Here is a 15768-nt window from a genome sequence, read left to right on the forward strand (position 1 = left end):
GCGGTCAGTGTTCGGGATTCGCCGGGCCGGGAGCGGTCAGTGTTCGGGATCCGGCGGGCGGAACGACGACAGCATGGCGATGAAGGACGCGGACCCGGTGATCACCCCGGGGCGTCCGCTGCCGGCCGGGGCGGGCTCCACACCCACGGCCTCGATGTCGCCTTCGTGGATCCACAGCACCTTCGGGGTCAGCCGCTGTTCGGGCGGGGCCTGCTCCCAGTTGTCGAGGGTGACGGTGGAGTAGCCGACGAGCTGGGAGTGCAGATCGGGTCCGTCCACGGCCTGGAAGTACAGGAACCCCTCGTGCGGCACCATCGCGAGGATGCCCAGGGGGGCGGGACGGCCCAGGAGGTCGCCGGCTCGCAGCAGGTGGGTACAGGTGAAGCCCGTCTCGCAGGTCACGGAGACCATGGGGTTGGCCGCGCCGCTGTCGTCCCGTACGACGGGTTCGGCGGCGAGGTTCCGTTCGGCCAGCGCCCACACCTCGTCCCCGTCGACGTTCCAGGCACGGAACTGCGAGGCCGGCACGGGGGAGGAACGGTCGCCGTCCACCCGGACCACCAGGACCACGGCCAGGTCCTCGGTCAGGGGTCTGACCAGGGCGAAGTCCTCGGCGACGGTACGGGCGGGCACGACCCGGGGCAGCAGCAGCGGACGGACCTCCTCGTATCCCGCCTCGTGCAGGGCCCTGCGGCGGTCACCGAGCTCCAGCAGCCCGTTGAGGTGCCGTACGGCGGCTTCGCGCCACTGTTCCCGGGGCAGGGGCCGGACCAGGAGGGCGATCTCCGCCAGGTCCAGCGGGAGGCCGCTGCCGATGCCGAGCTGCAGGTGCTGCTCGGCGCCGAACCGCATGGGTTGGTCGGAGCCCTCGCCGTCGAGGAAGAGGTCGTTGAGGAGGGCCAGGAACGACTGCCATTCGGCGGGCCCGAACCAGGGGCACCACGGTGGGACGGGCAGCCCGGTATCGGCGGGGACGGCGGCCTTCTTCGCTCTGCGGAACAAGGGCATGCGCGACAGGTTAAGGCCGTACGAATCCCGCTGTGAGCGCGTAAACAAGGCTGATGGAGGGCGAGTTCAGGCCGGCGGTCCCGTCACCGACGAAGAGCGGTTTCATGAGAATCGGCAGCTTGCCGGCCACCCGCCGCACGGCCGGGACCGCCCCTCCGCCCGGCCGGCCGAACCTCCGGGCCGGGGTCACCTCGTCCGCCCCGGCTACCAGGCGGTAACGTCGGCCTCCGAGGATTGGAGTTCCATGACCCGCCTGCTCAGCGTTTCCGACAGCGTCATCGTCGAGGCCAGCCCGTCAACGGTGTACCGGCACGTGTGCGACCCCTCGCTCATGGGCCGCTGGAGCCCCGAGAACCTGGGTGCGACCCTCACCCGCGAGCCGGGTCCCGTACCGGTCGGGACGGTCTTCGACGGCCACAACAAGCGTGGCGCCTTCCGCTGGACCACGCGCTGCACCGTGATCGCGGCGGACCAGGACGAGCTGTTCCGTTTCCGGGTCCACTCCATCGGGCTGAAGCGGCCGCGACTGCGCGGCCCGATCGCCACCTGGGAGTACCGGTTCGAGGCGGTCCCCGGGGGGACGAGGGTGACGGAGACGTGGACCGACGACCGCCGCTCGTGGCCCGATCTCGTCGCGAACGCCTTCGACAAGATCGCGACGGGCGGGCACACCTTCGCCGATTTCCAGCGCCGGAACATCCGCGTCACCCTGCGCAATCTCAAGGCAGCCCTGGAATCCGACGCCCGCAAGCCGTAGCGGAGGACGGGAGGAAGTCCGCGTTTGGAGCGGAATAATCCGGCCACACTAGTTGCTATATACATCGATCGACGCGGTGTGCCGCCCCTCCCCCGGGGCGGGACGACCCCGCTCGACGACCGCCGCAGATCCTCATGTCCGGCGACGGCAACGCCCGGCCTGGCCTTCCCCTCAGGAGTCACCGCATGTCGAACCACCTCCCGGAGCAGCCCGCAGACACCGTCGAGCGGCTGCGCGCCGGCTTCGCCTCCGGTCGCACCAAGTCGCTCTCCTGGCGAACGACGCAGCTCCGGGCGGTACGCGCCCTGCTGAAGGAACGCGGGGACGAGCTGGCCACCGCGCTCCACGCGGACCTCGGGAAGGGGCGCGAGGAGGCCTACCGCACCGAGATCGACTTCGTCGTGCGGGAGATCGACCACACGCTGGACCACCTCGCCGAGTGGCTCCGCCCCCGGCCGGTGGAGGTGCCCGAGCGGCTGAGCCCGGCCACCGCCCACACCGTGCTGGATCCGCTGGGCGTGGTCCTGGTCATCGCCCCGTGGAACTACCCGCTGCAACTGCTGCTGGCCCCGGTCATCGGCGCGCTCGCGGCGGGCAACTGCGTCCTCGCCAAGCCCAGCGAGCTGGCCCCGGCCACGTCGAGGGCCGTGGCCGAGTTGCTGCCGCTGTACGTGGACACCGACGCGGTCGCGGTGGTGGAGGGCGGCGTCCCCGAGACCACGGAGCTGTTGGCGCAGCGCTTCGACCACATCTTCTACACCGGCAACGGGACGGTCGGCCGGATCGTGATGCGTGCCGCGGCCGAGCACCTCACGCCGGTGACACTGGAACTCGGCGGCAAGTCACCGGCGTTCGTCGATCGTGGCACGGACCTGGCCGTGGTGGCCGCCCGGCTGGCGTCGACCAAGTTCATGAACGCGGGACAGACGTGCGTCGCCCCCGACTACGTGCTCACCGACCCCGAGACGGCCCGGGAGCTGGAGAAGGCCCTCGCCGACGCCGTGCACTCGCTGTACGGGGACGACCCGGCCGCCTCCCCCGCGTACGGCCGCATCGTCAACGACCGTCACTTCGACCGCCTCACGGGCCTGTTGGCGTCGGGCCGCACGGTGGTCGGCGGCGAACACGACCGGGCGGCACGCTACATCGCCCCCACGGTCCTGACCGACGTGTCCCCGGACTCCCCCGTGATGGGCGAGGAGATCTTCGGGCCGATCCTGCCGGTGGTCGAGGTGGCAGGGTTGGACGAGGCCATCGCCTTCATCGGCGGCAGGGACAAGCCGTTGGCCCTGTACGCCTTCACCGAGTCGGAGACCACCCGGGAACGCCTCACCCACGAGACCTCCTCGGGCGGTCTCGCCTTCGGCCTCCCCGTGGCCCATCTGACCGTCTCCGACCTCCCGTTCGGCGGGGTCGGCGAGAGCGGCATGGGCAACTACCACGGTCACTGGTCCCTGGCCACGTTCAGCCACCTCAAGGCGGTCCTGGACAAGCCGCTGAGCTGACCCCACCGGCCCCACCGTTGTTGCGCGGGGAGGGAATCGGCCACCGCGCCGGCTCCCTCCCCGCGCGCGTGGCACGACACCTCACTCCCCCACTCCGCCGCCCGCCCGGGGTGAGGTGGTGACGCCCCGAGGCCCTCCGCGACGCTCCGTGTACCTTTGGCCTCCATGGACACGACTGCCGAAGAGCCGAGGAACGACGTCAAGCCGCCTGCGGAGAAGCCGGGTTGGGATGTGGCGATGCTGCTCGGCGGCGGCTTCCTCGCGTCGGTGCGGCTCGGTGGCACGGACGGCTGGTGGACTGCTCTGTGGCTGCCCCTGCTCGCCCTCGCGCTCCTCGCCGTGTCCTATGAGTGGACACTGCTGGTCAAGGCCCGCTTCCGGATGCGCGCCGGGCAGTGGTTCACCCTGGTGAGCGCGCACGCCGGCGTGCTCCTCGGGCTGGCCGTGGTGCTGGGGGCGACCCGCCCCTGACCGGCGGTCGCCCGCGACCTGGCACGAGGCGCCCCGTAGGCGCCATCAGGGGCGTTCACGGCGACACCCGCACGCGGGGCCGCCCGCTCACGGCTTCGGGATCCATCATGGCGTTGCCGAACCGCCATCGATCGATCGTCCGCCGTTCCGCTCGCGCACCCGGCCGCGGCGGCCGGCCCGAGCTCAATGGAGAGCCGAATGAACCGTGTGTGGATGCGCGCCCTCTCGCTGGTCGTCCTGGCGGGTCTCGCCGCCGGCGCGACGGGGTGTTCCGACGGCAGCACTCCGTCCGGTGTCGCCTCGAAGGCGGCGTCCGCCGTGCAGTCGGTCGGGGCGGGTCTGGACTCCGCGGCCGCCGAGGCCAAGAAGAAGCTCGACGGGGTGAAGGACGGGGTGAACGCGAAGAACGACGTGACCCTCGGCACCGTCGCGCAGGACGCCGACGGGCGCACCACCGTGCCCGTGACGGCGTCCAACACGGCCGAGGGCAAGAAGTCCTTCGCCGTCCAGGTCAACTTCCGCGACAGCGGGGGCAACCTGCTCGACACCGTCGTGGTGACCCTCGCGGACGTGGCGGCCGGCGCGACCGGCAAGGGCACGGCCCGCAGCACCCGGAGCCTCTCCGGCGAGGTGAAGGCCGAGACCGGGACCGCCCTGCGCTACTGAAGCGCGCGCGGCAGTCCCGGCTCGGCCCGATGGACGGCTCAGGCGGGGCCGTCGGCGGCGGGGGCGGTCGGCCCCGGGTCGGCCGGGGGCTGCGTCCCGGTCTCCGAACCGGGCTGCGCCCCGGTCCGCGTCCCGTCCTCGGCCGGGGGCTCGTCGCCCTCGTCCCCCGCGTAGGCGCGCAGGTGACCGATCACCGTGTTGGCTACGGCGACCAGCGGTACGGCGACGACCGCGCCGCCGATCCCCGCGACCAGTCCACCGGTCGCGACGGCCAGGACCACGGCCAGGGGATGGACCCGAACGGCCCGTCCCAGGATGAAGGGCTGGAGGATGTGCCCTTCGATCTGCTGGACCGCGAGCACCACCAGCAGGGCCATGAGCGCGGTGAACACGCCCTGGGTGACGAGTGCGACGACCACCGCGAGGGCCCCGGACACCACCGCGCCGACCAGCGGCACGAACGACGCCAGGAAGATCACCACGCCGATGGGCACGGCGAGCGGGACGCCCAGGAGGTAGATGCCGATGCCGATGAAGAGCGCGTCGATCAGGGCGACGATCATCGTGCCGCGCACGTACGCGGTGAGCGTGCGCCAGGCCCGCGGGCCGGCTCCGGCCACGCCCGGCCGGGCCACGGCCGGGACCAGCTTGAGCGTCCACTGCCAGATGCGCTTGCCGTCGTAGAGCAGGAAGAGCGTGGAGAACATCGCCAGCAGCATGCCGGTGAGGATCTCCACGAGCACGGTCACGCCCTGGAGGCCCTTGGAGGTGATCTCGCTGGTGCTGGTGCCGATCGCGTCGCTCAGATTGTTCGCGACGTCGTTGATCTGCTGCTCGGTCACGTGGAACGGGCTGTCGAGGAGCCATTGTTTCAGTTCCTCGATGCCTTCCTGGAGGCGTCCCGAGAGGGTGTCGAGGTTGTCGAGCACCTGCCAGACCACGAACCAGCCGACCAGGCCCAGCACGAGGAACCCGCAGATCGCGGTCACGGCGGTGGCCAGTCCCTGGGACAGACCGCTGCGGTGCAGGCGGGCGACCGTCGGCTGGAGCAGCGCGGTGACCAGGAGGGCGACGACGAAGGCGAGGACGACCAGTCGGACGGCGCCGATGACCCGCATCAGCACCCACAGCGTGGCCGCGAGCACCAGGAACCGCCAGCCCGCCTCGGCCGCCACCCGAATGCTCCAGGGCACCGCAACGGCCGGGTCGGGCGTACGGGGGCGGGCCCGTCGGGCCTCCGCCGCGCGCTCCTCCTCCGCGTTCTCCCCGTACTCCGCGTCGCGGCGCGCCTGGGCCTGCGCGCGGCGCTCGCCGAGCGCGGTCGCGCCTTCTTTCACGCGGTCGAGCCATCTGTGGATTCCGGGCATTCGGAACCTCCCTCCGTGTCGTTGCCCTTCTGCCCTCGATCCGCTCCGCCAGCCGGGCGCGGCCCGGTCGGTTCGAGTCGGTTCGGGAGTCGGTTCACACGGCAGGGGGCCCGGCGTCGTGTGTCCGACGCCGGGCCCTGGGTGATGCGGTTCCGCGGTCCACGACGGTTTCCCTCCGCTGTCCGGTGAGGGGCGACTCGCCCCGGAGGTCCAGCGTGGTTCATCCGGCCCGCTCCGGCATCCGCTCGTGTCGCGGCGACCGGGCCGGGCGCGTGGGGGTCGGGGCCTCGATGCGCGGCCCCGACCCGGTGCGTGCCTCAGGTGTTGAGGAGGCGGTTGAAGAAGGAACGGTAGCGCTGCAGCGCCAGGCGCAGGTCTTCCGTGGCGACCTGTTCACCGCGGTCCCACTGGCCCTCCAGGTCCTGCTTGTGCGCGGAGAAGGTCCGGGCGAGTTCCTGCATCACCTCGGCCACCAGGGTGTCGGCGGACCGCACCGCTTCCTGCGGGTCGTCCACGAAGCGCCCCTGGATCTCGCTCCACTGCTTGCGCAGGCCGTCCGCGTCGGCTCCTCCGAGCAGGGGCTCGTCCGATTCGCCGGCGCCGACCTCGTCGGTGTGCACGCCGGCACGCGCCGGCTCGTCCCGCAGGCCGTCCCGGCCGAACGCCCTCGGGTCGTCCGCCGAGACCTCACGCGGGTCGTCCCGTACGCCGTCCAGGGGGTCGACCGGCAGGCCGTCCCGGCCGAACCCGCGCGGGTCCTCGCGTATGACGTCGCCCTCGGTCCCGACGGTGGCATCGGCGCCACCGGGATACACCGCGGAGTCGCGCCCGGTACCCGGGTGGGCGAGGTTCTCCGTGGTCAGACGGCCCTCGACGGGTCGGCCGGTCGTGTCTTCGTTCTCCCGCATGTCATCGGCTCCCTTGGTTCGTGTTCGTCAGCAGGTCGTCGAACAGAGCGCGGTAGTGCACCATCGCTCCGCGGAGTTCCTCGGTCGTCGTCTCGCCCTCGCCGCTGCGCACGTTGACCTCGTGGGCGGCGCGGTAGTGCTCGAGGGTCCGTCCGTGTTCGACGGACAGGTCACGCAGTTGGCCGTGGAACCCGTCCGCCGGGTAGCCGCGCTCCCGCATCAGCCGGGACACCAGTTCGTCGGCCCGGGCGACCGACCCTTCCGGGCGGTCCACGAAGGCTTCCTGCACGCCGCGCCACTCCTCGGCGTACTCCGTCCGGCGTTCGGCGGGGAGGTCCTTGATCTCGAACGTGTCGTGGCGCTGTTGGCGCGCCCGCAGTTCGCGGTCGGCCGCCATCCGGCTGCCGGCGGCCTCGGCCGTCCGGTCGTACTCGGGGCCGAACTGCCGCTGGAGGTTCCTGCGGCGCGTGAACAACCACACCCCCGCGGCGAGGGCGACGAGCACCAGCGCGGCGGGAATGATGATCGCGATGAGTGTGCTTGTGGACATGTTGGCCTCCAGGCCGCGGCCTCGTCTCTTCGGTTGCTGAGGCGGCTGCCCGCAACCCCTGGGCACAAACCCGCCCGGGTGGAGTCGAGATGAGTGGGTGTCGGTGGGTGGGGTGGCAGGGGCCACCGGTGCGCGCGCCGCCCTCCGGGAGTGGCGTGTCCACCCCCGGAGGGTCGCGCGGCGCGTGTCAGTTCGTGTGCGGGTGGGGTGGGCCGGCGGGGTGGAAACAGGCGGTGATCGCCTTGCCGCCGTGGCAGGCGTGCACGTCCCAGGTGTCGGCGAGCGTCGCCACGATGCCCAGGCCGCGCCCGGAGGTCGCCTCGTCGCCGGCCTCGCGCGGCTCGGGCAGATGGGGATCGCCATCGGCGACGCTGACGTGCAGACAGCTGCCGTCCCAGGTCAGCACCAGGTGTGCGGCGCCCTCGGTGTGCAGGTGTGCGTTGGTGACCAGCTCGGACACGGTGAGCAGGACGGAGTGCACGGTGTCCGGCGCTTCCCGTGCCCACGGAAGGGTGTCGAGGTGTTCGTCCGTCCAGCGGCGTGCCGCGCGGACTCCTTCGGCGATGGGGAACGAGCGTGCCCATCCGACCGCTTTCATGACCACTGACTCCGCCTCCCGCCTGTGTCTTCCGGACCGTTCGACGTCGTGTACACATCGAACGTGCGGCTGTCTCTCGTGTGGCTGTCTCTCGTGTGCCGGCGAGCGTGTACCCGGCGTTCGTGTACCCGGCGCTCTTGTGCCCGTCGCCGTGTCCGACATGCCCATGGGGCGGCCCGCACGCCGGCGAGCGCCGTCATTCCGCGGCGAACACCTCGGCGAGGAAGCCGTCCACGTCCTGGTTCTCCGCCCCCGCGGCCACCATGGCGTAGGTCTGTTCCAGGAACCGCGACACGGCGCCGGCGTCCGCGAGCAGCACCGCTCGTCCCTGACCCGCCGAGGAGTCACCCCGCAGCTCGAAGCGGACGGCGGCGTTCGCCCCGTCCCGCTGCGGTCGCAGGGTGACGTCTCCCTCCCCCACGGGCCGGCGCAGCCCGTCGGCCAGCATCTGCCGGTCCAGGTACCACTGGGCCAGGAAGGTCTCGCCGTACATGAACTGTGCCCGGACCGCATGCGGGTCGCCGCCTTCGTAAGTCATCCGGGCCTCGACGACGAGCGGGAGTCCCGCTTCCTCTTCCAGGCGCATCGAAATCGTTTCCGACACACAGGTCTTCACATGGGCCTCCGGAACGCGGGCGGTGGATTCATCCGCCTGCCCTCGGAACGCCCCCTCATGCCTGGCCGGTTCTCAGTCCTCGGAGGTGTAGCGGAGGCGGGCCCACAGGGGCAGAAGGAACCAGCAGACGAGGAACCAGAGGAACACGCCGGCCACGATCCAGGGCGCGAGCATGTTGTGGGTGGCGACCCGCAGGACGAGCAGCAGGGCGGTCACGAGGGTGGCCAGCAACAGGACGAGTCCCACGAAGGTGAGCCGCGAGGCCCAGGCCACGGCCTGCGGCTTGATGCGGCGGCCCGAGACGATCCGGTGGAAGGCGACCGGGGCGATCAGGGCGCCGGTGGCGAACGATCCCAGGACCACGGTGATGATGTAGATCGTCTTGTCGGTCGACGGAAGCCCGTGGAAGAGCGGGGTGAAGACCACCGTCAGGAGGAAGCCGAAGAGGATCTGCACTCCGGTCTGAGCCACGCGTATCTCTTGTACGAGCTCCTGCCATTGGCGGTCGGCACGCTCCTCCGGGCTCTCGCCTCTGCCGTCGTGCGAATGTCCCTGGCCGGCCGCGGGGGTCTTGCCCCCGTCGTCGGACGCGGCCTGTGCGTGGTCCGCCATGATGATGATCCCTTCTGGCGGCCTTCCGGCCGCGCGGCGTGGGTCCGCGGGGCGCGGTGGGGAGGATGGCTCCCGAAATCATCGAACGCATGCCCGGGCGAACACGTCTCACACCCGTCGGCTCCCGCGCGCGGCGCCCGCGTGGGGGACGTCGGGATCGCCACACAGGCGAGTGGGGCGGACACCGTGATCGGTGTCCGCCCCACATCCGCGCGGGGAACGAACCACCGGCCCGGTGCGTGTGGTTGCCACGTACCGGGCCGGTGCGGGACGGCCGTGAAGGACACCGCCTACCGGCGCCGCCTAGTAGTAATGCTTGCGTCCGCCCAGCGCGTGCCCCATGGCGCCCAGGATCCACAGGATCAGGCCTACGACGATGAGGATGATCCCGATGGTGTACAGGATGCTGATGTGGGCCACGATCGCGACGATGAGCAGGATTACTCCGAGGATGATCACGGTGCCCTCCGATCTTCGCGTGATGATTCTTCACTGTGGACCCGGCGGCCACATGGCTCCGGGGGTGGGGGACGGTTCAGTGTCCGAAGAGGTGCCGCCTTCGAGGGACTCCTCCCGCGGGGCGGGACTCGTCGGTGGGCGGGGCTTGGTTGGTGGCGGCAGTGGTCGATGTCTGATCGGTCGAGGTCTGACCGGTCGAGGTCTGATCGGTCGAGGTCTGATCGGTCGGTGCCGGCGTGGGCGCGACCCCGTTCGCGGGGTCCCGGGCCGGTGCGGCCCCGGTGTCCGCGGCCGCCGCCTCGCGGGCGCTGATCAGTTGATCGCGTTCCGCTCTGGCGGCCGCCTCGTGTCGACGTGACTCGCCGAGTTCGGCACGCGCGGTCCGCCCCTGCCTGAAGGCGCGGCGGGCACCCGCCAGCAACAGGAGGAGACCGAACAGCACGACCGCGCCGAGCACCATGCCGTACAGGAACAGCGTGCCGGTGGAACCGGTGACGTGGTAGCCGAAGACGTCGAATCCCTGTCCGATCCCGTGGCCGACCCCGGCGTTGCCGAGAACACCGGCGACCGCCACGACGACCGCGGCGATCAGAACGATCAGCCCGAGGATGATCAGCATGGCGCCCTCCCAACGGATTCGTGCGCCGGAGGGGCGCACGGGGCAGCCTTCAATCCGGCTTCTGCCCGTTTATGCGCTCTTCATACCGGGCCGCGTTCATTGCCCGGAAACCCTCCGGAAAGGCAGTGTGTGGGAACCGGTGGCTCTCGGGGCGTGCCGGTCGGGTGCGGCCGGTCGTTGATGCTCCCGTGGAGCGCCGATTTCAGTTGAGTGACGAGGCCTGGACCGCGATCGAGACGCGGCTCGGCAGGCCCGCGGCCCGTGTGGAGCGCACGGCCGTAGAGGCCATCGTGTGGAAACTTTCGACGGGCGCCGCCTGGCGGGATCTACCCGCCCGGTACGGCCCCTGGCACAGCATGGCCGAGCGGTACCGGATCTGGGTCGGTGACGGCACCTGGGGCCGCGTCGAGGCGGCGCTGCTGTCCTCCCCCGCCGATCTGGCGGGCGAGGACGACTGGAGCACCCGATGGCTGCCCCGCCAGGCCGACGCCGCACCCGCCGACGGGGCTTCGGGCCTCGACGCCCGGACGGGGCCGGCCGGCGAGGCCGGGGCATCGTGACCGGCCGGGGGTGAACACCGCCCGTCGACCCCCGTCAACCCCGCTGACCACTTCCCGTCGAACCCGGTGACCACTTCGTCGATCGCTCGTTGAACCCGGCGCTCGGCGAAGTGAACACCACGAGGTCCCGGAGCCCCCGCATCCGGGACCTCGTGGTGTCTCGCGCACCGGGCCACAGGTCGCCCTCGCCTACGGCGGTGAGGCGGACGGCGACCGCGTACCCGCCTCCGGCCCGACGTCAGCGCAGGCCCCAGATCCGCACGACGTGGTCGGCCGGGGAGACGGTGTACCAGGTGCCGTCGCCGAGGGCGCGAGCCGTTCCGGTGACGGGGTACGGATGGAGGAGCTGATCGACCTCCCCCTTCCGGGCCAGGTCGACGATCCAATGCCGGCCCGCACCGGACTCCTCGTCGCTCTCGACCGTCGCGGCGATGACGGTGTCCTCGTCGAGGAAGCCGGCCTCGTAGTCCCAGAAGACCTCGAGGTCCCGGTCGTCCGGGTCCGCTTCCGGATGCCGGGGGATCACCGCGTCGGCGTGCAGTTCCGCCTCCGGGCCGGGTTCCGCGGATCCGTCCACGAGCCGGTGCACGGCGAGTGCCTCCTGTCCGTGCCCGACGGTCAGCAGGCGCGTGCCGGCCGGACTCGCCGCCGACAGCACGAGGTCCTCGCCGGCGAAGCACTCGACGGAGAGCGTCGCACCGTCCCATCTCCCCCATCTCAGCGGGGCGCCGTCCTGCCCCTCGCCGATCGACAGGCCCATCCGTCCCGGGTCGGCGGGCGGGACGTGGACCGACCCCGCCGCCACCGACCCCGTGGCCGCGCGGGCGAGGACCCTTCCGTTCGCCGCGTCGAGGACCAGCCATTCCTCCACCCCCGGGGCCCCCTCGCGTCCGTCCTGCTCCAGCGGTCCTCGTACGTGGGCCCACACGAGGGCCCCGTCCGCCGAGAAGGCGGCCGAACCGCTGCTCGCGTACCGGTGATCGCGGTCGTGCACGTACTCCTCGTACGTGTCGTGGGACGCGCACCCCGCCCAGCAGCGGTGCCGTACCTCCCAGCGCACCGCTCCCGCCCGGTCCACGGCGGTCAGGGCGTGCGCCCCGGAGAAGACGGCCAAGTCCGCCGACGGCGCCACCGCGTACTGCCCGAACCCGCGGGGCCAGGGCGCCGGGATGCGGACGGGCCGCGCCGGTCGGCGGTCTCCGAGGGGGCCCTCCAGCCCTTGAACGAGCAGCTCGGTGTCGCCTCGCTGGACCAGGAGCCGGCTCGACGGGGACCAGGACTCCACGTGGGGAGCGTCCGCCTCGGCCGGGGACAACGCGGGGGCGATGGTGGTCAGGAGGCGCGCGAAAGAGGGCACAGGGTTCCTCCGGAACGAGACGGTCGACTGACGGGCACCCTACGACGGAACACCGACAGTGGTACCGCCGGCCACCAGCCGTACGCCGGTCCGGTCGCGGGCGAACACCCTCCGTGAACGGGGCACTCGGCGGGTCACACGGGCAGGCCCGCCGCCCGCCGGCGCTCCGGCAACTCCCCGACCGACACCGTCGGCGTGTGCCCGGCCGGCGCGCCCGCGACCCGGGGGCCGTGGGGTCGAGCGTTCGCGCGCGATCCGGTACGCGTGCCCGTTCGGGTCGCGTCGACGCCGTCCCGGTCGCGTCGAGTCGACCACGACATCGAGGCGCTCGCCGACGCGGGCACGCGAACAGCCGGACGCGGTGGGCCGGTTCACCCCGGCGTGCGGCGCCGGCCTCCGGCGCCGCGGGCGGCAGGGCACGGGCGCTCCGGTTCCCGGACGCGCGGCGGCTCGGACAAGGGGACCTGATCGGGCACTCCATGGGTGGTGTGGTGGGCTACTTGCTCGCGCAGGACCATCCGCGGCGGGTCAGCCGGCTCGTCTTGGAGGACGTTCCGGTCCCGCGTCCCGGGGTGTTGGCTCGGGCAGGACCGAGGATCCCCGGGGATCCCACGGAGGAGGCTTGCGTTCCGCCCTCCCACCCGTGAGGCCCCGCGCCACGGACGCCCGGCTCGGGCCGCCCGGCGGGACGGCCCTGATCAGGCCGCCCCCTTGCGGGGCCCGGGCATTCCCCTGGATGACGGGTCGCGAGGGCCGGGCGGCTGCCGCGTCCGCTCTCTCGGTCGGTCACCCGCGGAGGGGAAGCCGGCCCGGCCTCGTCAGTCATTCGGAGCCGCCCGGCGAGGGGATTGGCCCGCCGCCGGCGGAGGCGACTCGGTCGGGGCGCGGGGACGCGAGCCGGGCCCGCGCACTCTCGCCGCCCGGCCGGAAACCGTGCCGGGCGCTGTCGCCGCGGCACCTCCCCGCGCGCCCTCGCCGCCCCGCCGGGACCCGGGCCGTCCGGCCCCGGTCCTCGCGACCAGGCATTCATCCGTCGGCCACCAAATGTTTCTTACCGGCCAGTAGACATTGCGACGACGCTCCCCAAGCATGGGCGCGTACATGCCAACGTGTGACGAGGAGCGTCCCCCATGCGCAGCACCCGCCCCCGCGCCACCCGCACCGCCACCGCCGCCGCGGTGGCCGTCGCGGCCACCGTCCTCACCCTGCTTCCGGCCACCGCCGCGGATGCGGCCGATCGATCCGCGCCCACGCCCGCGGCCTCGGCCCCCGCCGCGTCCGCGCCCGGCGGCAACGCCGCGATCCTCGGCATCGACTACGCCACCTGGCAGCGGGACGTCGCCGCCGTCATCGACGCGGCCCGGCCCGCCATCGAGCAGCGCATCGCCGCCTCGCCCGCCGGGGAGAAGCCCGCGCTCGTCCTCGACATCGACAACAGCTCGCTGGAGACGGACTTCCACTGGTTCTGGACCTTCCCCACCCCCGCGATCGGCAAGGTCCGTGAGCTGACCCGGTACGCGAACGAACGTGGGGTCGCCGTCTTCTTCGTGACCGCGCGCCCGGGGATCGTATACTCCCTCACCGAACGCAATCTGAAGGCCGTCGGCTACCCGGTCTCGGGCCTGTACGTCCGTGACCTGCCGGACCTGTTCCAGGAGGTCAGCGCGTACAAGACGGGCAAGCGCGCCGAGATCGAGGCCCGCGGCTACACGATCATCGCCAACATCGGGAACAACACGAGCGACCTCGTCGGAGGCCACGCCGAACGCACCGTCAAGCTGCCCGACTACGGCGGCAAGCTGTCCTGACGCCGACGGGGCGCGGGCGGGTGGCCGTGGTGTGCGACGCACGGACCACCCGCCCGCGACCCGAGCCGCGCCCAGCCGCCACCCGCCCCCTTCGCCACGCGCGAGGAGTGGATCGCCCGCTTCGATCCCCCGCGGGACGGCGCGGACGCGCCCGAGCAGGAGGCGGTCGACCCCGCGGGCGGCGGGGCGTGGCTCTGCGATCCCGACGGCGTCGGCCCCCGCCTCTCGATCCTGAGGGTTCCGGAGCCCAGACGGGCGAAGAACCGCCTTCACAGGGACATCCGGGTGCCGGGGCACGGTGGTCCGGGCCGGCGACGGGAACGGATCCGGACGGAATCCCGGCGCCTGGTGGCGGCGGGCGGACGGGTCGTGGAGGAGTTCGAGGGACACCACGTGGTGATGGCGGCCCCGGAGGGCAACGAGTTCTGCGTGGCCGCCGCCCCCGCGTGAGGCGCCGGCAGGACGTTCGGGGGTGCGGTGATCGCGGTCCCGGGCCCTCGCGGCACGGACCCGCATCCTCCCGTACGGGTCCCTCGCCACCCGGCGTCACGACGATCACGCTGCGTAGTGCGACGGATGCAACGGTTCAGGTGGTTGCGCACCCTTTTGCGGAGTGCGCCGATGGCCCGCGGCCGGCCGGCGTCCGGGAACACCGTCCCGGCAGGCGGTGTCTCCGCGGCCGGACGGTCGTTGAGAAGAACGGTCAGCGAAGTGGACCACACCGAGTCCCGGGGCCCAGGTCCCGGGACTCGGTGCTGCCCGGCCGACCCCAGGGAGACGTGCGAGGCGGACCGAGCGTTTTCGGCCGGACCGCGTCGCAGCGGGTTGACCCCGGCCGCGCGGGCGCCACATGATCGTTTGACTCCCGACGCGCGGCAGGCGGCCCGGTCCGGACGCGCGCGGGATCGAGACCCCAGGAGGACATGTGGCGGGGCAGGGCACGAACCCCACTCACCGGCTGGTTCCCTCGCCGGCCGGCCGGACCCACCTGGTCGAGCAGGGCACCGGCCCGCTGGTGCTCCTCGTCCACGGCTTCCCGGAGTCCTGGTACTCCTGGCGTCACCAACTCCCCGCACTGGCCCGGGCCGGGTACCGCGCCGTCGCCGTCGATGTCCGCGGCTACGGCCGATCCTCCAAGCCGGCCGGCATCGACGCGTACCGATTGACCGAGCTGATCGAGGACAACGTCGCGGTCGTGCGGGCGCTCGGGGAGGAGACCGCCGTCGTCGTCGGCCACGACTGGGGGTCGCCCATCGCCGCGTACTCCGGGCTGCTGAGGCCCGATGTCTTCCGCGCGGTGGGCCTGTTGAGCGTTCCCTACGCCCCGCGTGGAGGTCCCAGGCCCAGCGAGGTCTTCGCGGGCATGCCCGGCGGCGAGGAGTTCTACGTCGCCTACTTCCAGCAACCCGGCCGTGCCGAGGCGGAGATCGAACCCGATGTGCGCGGCTGGATCGCGGGCCTCTACACCGCCTTGTCCGGCGACACGATGCCCGGACCCGAGGACCCTCCCCTCCACTTCGTCGCGCCGGGCGGAACGTTGCGCGACCGATTCCCCCGCGGCCGCCGGCCCTCCTGGCTCGGCGAGGCGGAACTGGACCACTACGCGGCGGAGTTCGAGCGCGGCGGCCTCACCGGCCCGCTGAATCGCTACCGCGCCATGGAGCGGGACTGGGAGGACCTCGCGGACTTCGACGGCGCCCCCGTCACACAGCCGTCCCTGTTCGTCACCGGTGCCCTGGACACCGCGACCGGCTGGTTGGCCGACGCGATCAGGCGGTACCCCACCACGCTGCCCGGCCTGGTCTCCTCCCACGTCCTCGACGGATGTGGTCATTGGGTCCAGCAGGAGCGCCCCGCCGAGGTCAACCGGATCCTGACGGACTGGCTCGCCGGACTTGCCGACTGAA

At 72.3% G+C, this 15768-nt stretch carries 17 protein-coding genes and 1 pseudogene; 8 read left to right on the forward strand and 10 right to left on the reverse strand.

Features of this window, described 5'->3' with window-relative positions; translation table 11 throughout:
* Positions 1-36: 36 nt before the first annotated feature.
* Complete coding sequence (locus tag ACFYW3_RS32110; RefSeq protein WP_389388091.1) at positions 37-1008, reverse strand: hypothetical protein; 972 nt, start codon at positions 1006-1008, stop codon at positions 37-39.
* A gap of 244 nt (positions 1009-1252) precedes the next feature.
* Between ACFYW3_RS32110 and ACFYW3_RS32115 the strand changes: the two genes are divergently transcribed.
* From ACFYW3_RS32115 to ACFYW3_RS32130, 4 genes are all read left to right on the forward strand, one after another.
* Positions 1253-1765 (forward strand): SRPBCC family protein, encoded by a 513-nt coding sequence (locus ACFYW3_RS32115; RefSeq protein ID WP_351750211.1) that lies wholly within the window; start codon positions 1253-1255, stop codon positions 1763-1765.
* A 185-nt stretch (positions 1766-1950) separates the two neighbouring features.
* Positions 1951-3270 carry an aldehyde dehydrogenase family protein gene (locus ACFYW3_RS32120; RefSeq protein ID WP_351750210.1) on the forward strand — a complete coding sequence of 440 codons (1320 nt, stop codon included), beginning with the start codon at positions 1951-1953 and terminating at the stop codon, positions 3268-3270.
* A 165-nt stretch (positions 3271-3435) separates the two neighbouring features.
* The gene (locus tag ACFYW3_RS32125; RefSeq protein WP_351750209.1) at positions 3436-3741 is read left to right on the forward strand and encodes a hypothetical protein; all 306 of its coding nucleotides are present in this window, start codon (positions 3436-3438) and stop codon (positions 3739-3741) included.
* Positions 3742-3939: 198 nt separating this feature from the next.
* A complete protein-coding gene (locus ACFYW3_RS32130; protein ID WP_351750208.1) occupies positions 3940-4407 on the forward strand; it encodes a hypothetical protein in 468 nt (155 codons plus the stop codon).
* Between the two features lie 38 nt (positions 4408-4445).
* Here ACFYW3_RS32130 and ACFYW3_RS32135 read toward each other — a convergent pair whose 3' ends face one another.
* The 8 genes from ACFYW3_RS32135 to ACFYW3_RS32170 all read right to left on the reverse strand — a co-directional run bounded on the left by ACFYW3_RS32135 (position 4446) and on the right by ACFYW3_RS32170 (position 10136).
* Complete coding sequence (locus tag ACFYW3_RS32135) at positions 4446-5774, reverse strand: AI-2E family transporter (RefSeq protein ID WP_351750207.1); 1329 nt, start codon at positions 5772-5774, stop codon at positions 4446-4448.
* Positions 5775-6091: 317 nt separating this feature from the next.
* On the reverse strand, positions 6092-6682 hold the full coding sequence (locus tag ACFYW3_RS32140) for a hypothetical protein (protein ID WP_389388092.1): 591 nt from the start codon (positions 6680-6682) through the stop codon (positions 6092-6094).
* A gap of 1 nt (position 6683) precedes the next feature.
* Positions 6684-7232 (reverse strand): hypothetical protein, encoded by a 549-nt coding sequence (locus ACFYW3_RS32145; protein WP_351750205.1) that lies wholly within the window; start codon positions 7230-7232, stop codon positions 6684-6686.
* Between the two features lie 187 nt (positions 7233-7419).
* A complete protein-coding gene (locus tag ACFYW3_RS32150; protein ID WP_351750204.1) occupies positions 7420-7830 on the reverse strand; it encodes an ATP-binding protein in 411 nt (136 codons plus the stop codon).
* A gap of 196 nt (positions 7831-8026) precedes the next feature.
* Positions 8027-8434, reverse strand: a complete 408-nt coding sequence (locus ACFYW3_RS32155) for an SsgA family sporulation/cell division regulator (protein WP_389388093.1) — start codon at positions 8432-8434, stop codon at positions 8027-8029.
* A gap of 84 nt (positions 8435-8518) precedes the next feature.
* On the reverse strand, positions 8519-9058 hold the full coding sequence (locus ACFYW3_RS32160) for a DUF6328 family protein (protein WP_351750202.1): 540 nt from the start codon (positions 9056-9058) through the stop codon (positions 8519-8521).
* Between the two features lie 303 nt (positions 9059-9361).
* Entirely contained in the window at positions 9362-9517 is a 156-nt protein-coding gene (locus tag ACFYW3_RS32165) for a DUF6131 family protein (protein ID WP_199826501.1), read from the reverse strand.
* A 76-nt stretch (positions 9518-9593) separates the two neighbouring features.
* Complete coding sequence (locus ACFYW3_RS32170) at positions 9594-10136, reverse strand: hypothetical protein (RefSeq protein ID WP_389388094.1); 543 nt, start codon at positions 10134-10136, stop codon at positions 9594-9596.
* Positions 10137-10324: 188 nt separating this feature from the next.
* Here ACFYW3_RS32170 and ACFYW3_RS32175 point away from each other — a divergent pair, with 188 nt between their 5' ends.
* Complete coding sequence (locus ACFYW3_RS32175; protein ID WP_389388095.1) at positions 10325-10696, forward strand: transposase; 372 nt, start codon at positions 10325-10327, stop codon at positions 10694-10696.
* Positions 10697-10934: 238 nt separating this feature from the next.
* On the opposite strand, the gene ACFYW3_RS32180 is transcribed toward ACFYW3_RS32175, so the two are convergent.
* Entirely contained in the window at positions 10935-12053 is a 1119-nt protein-coding gene (locus tag ACFYW3_RS32180; RefSeq protein WP_389388096.1) for a hypothetical protein, read from the reverse strand.
* 1130 nt (positions 12054-13183) lie between these two features.
* On the opposite strand from ACFYW3_RS32180, the gene ACFYW3_RS32185 reads away from it, so the two are divergent.
* The 3 genes and pseudogenes from ACFYW3_RS32185 (at position 13184) to ACFYW3_RS32195 (ending at position 15767) form a co-directional block, all read left to right on the forward strand.
* Complete coding sequence (locus ACFYW3_RS32185) at positions 13184-13861, forward strand: HAD family acid phosphatase (RefSeq protein ID WP_351750198.1); 678 nt, start codon at positions 13184-13186, stop codon at positions 13859-13861.
* 72 nt (positions 13862-13933) lie between these two features.
* Positions 13934-14311: pseudogene (locus tag ACFYW3_RS32190) on the forward strand (VOC family protein); the annotation flags it as partial.
* Between the two features lie 475 nt (positions 14312-14786).
* A complete protein-coding gene (locus tag ACFYW3_RS32195) occupies positions 14787-15767 on the forward strand; it encodes an alpha/beta fold hydrolase (protein ID WP_389388097.1) in 981 nt (326 codons plus the stop codon).
* Position 15768 lies beyond the last annotated feature (1 nt).

It is taken from the genome of Streptomyces sp. NPDC002602 (assembly GCF_042889445.1).
In the GTDB taxonomy this organism is placed as follows: Bacteria; Actinomycetota; Actinomycetes; order Streptomycetales; family Streptomycetaceae; genus Streptomyces.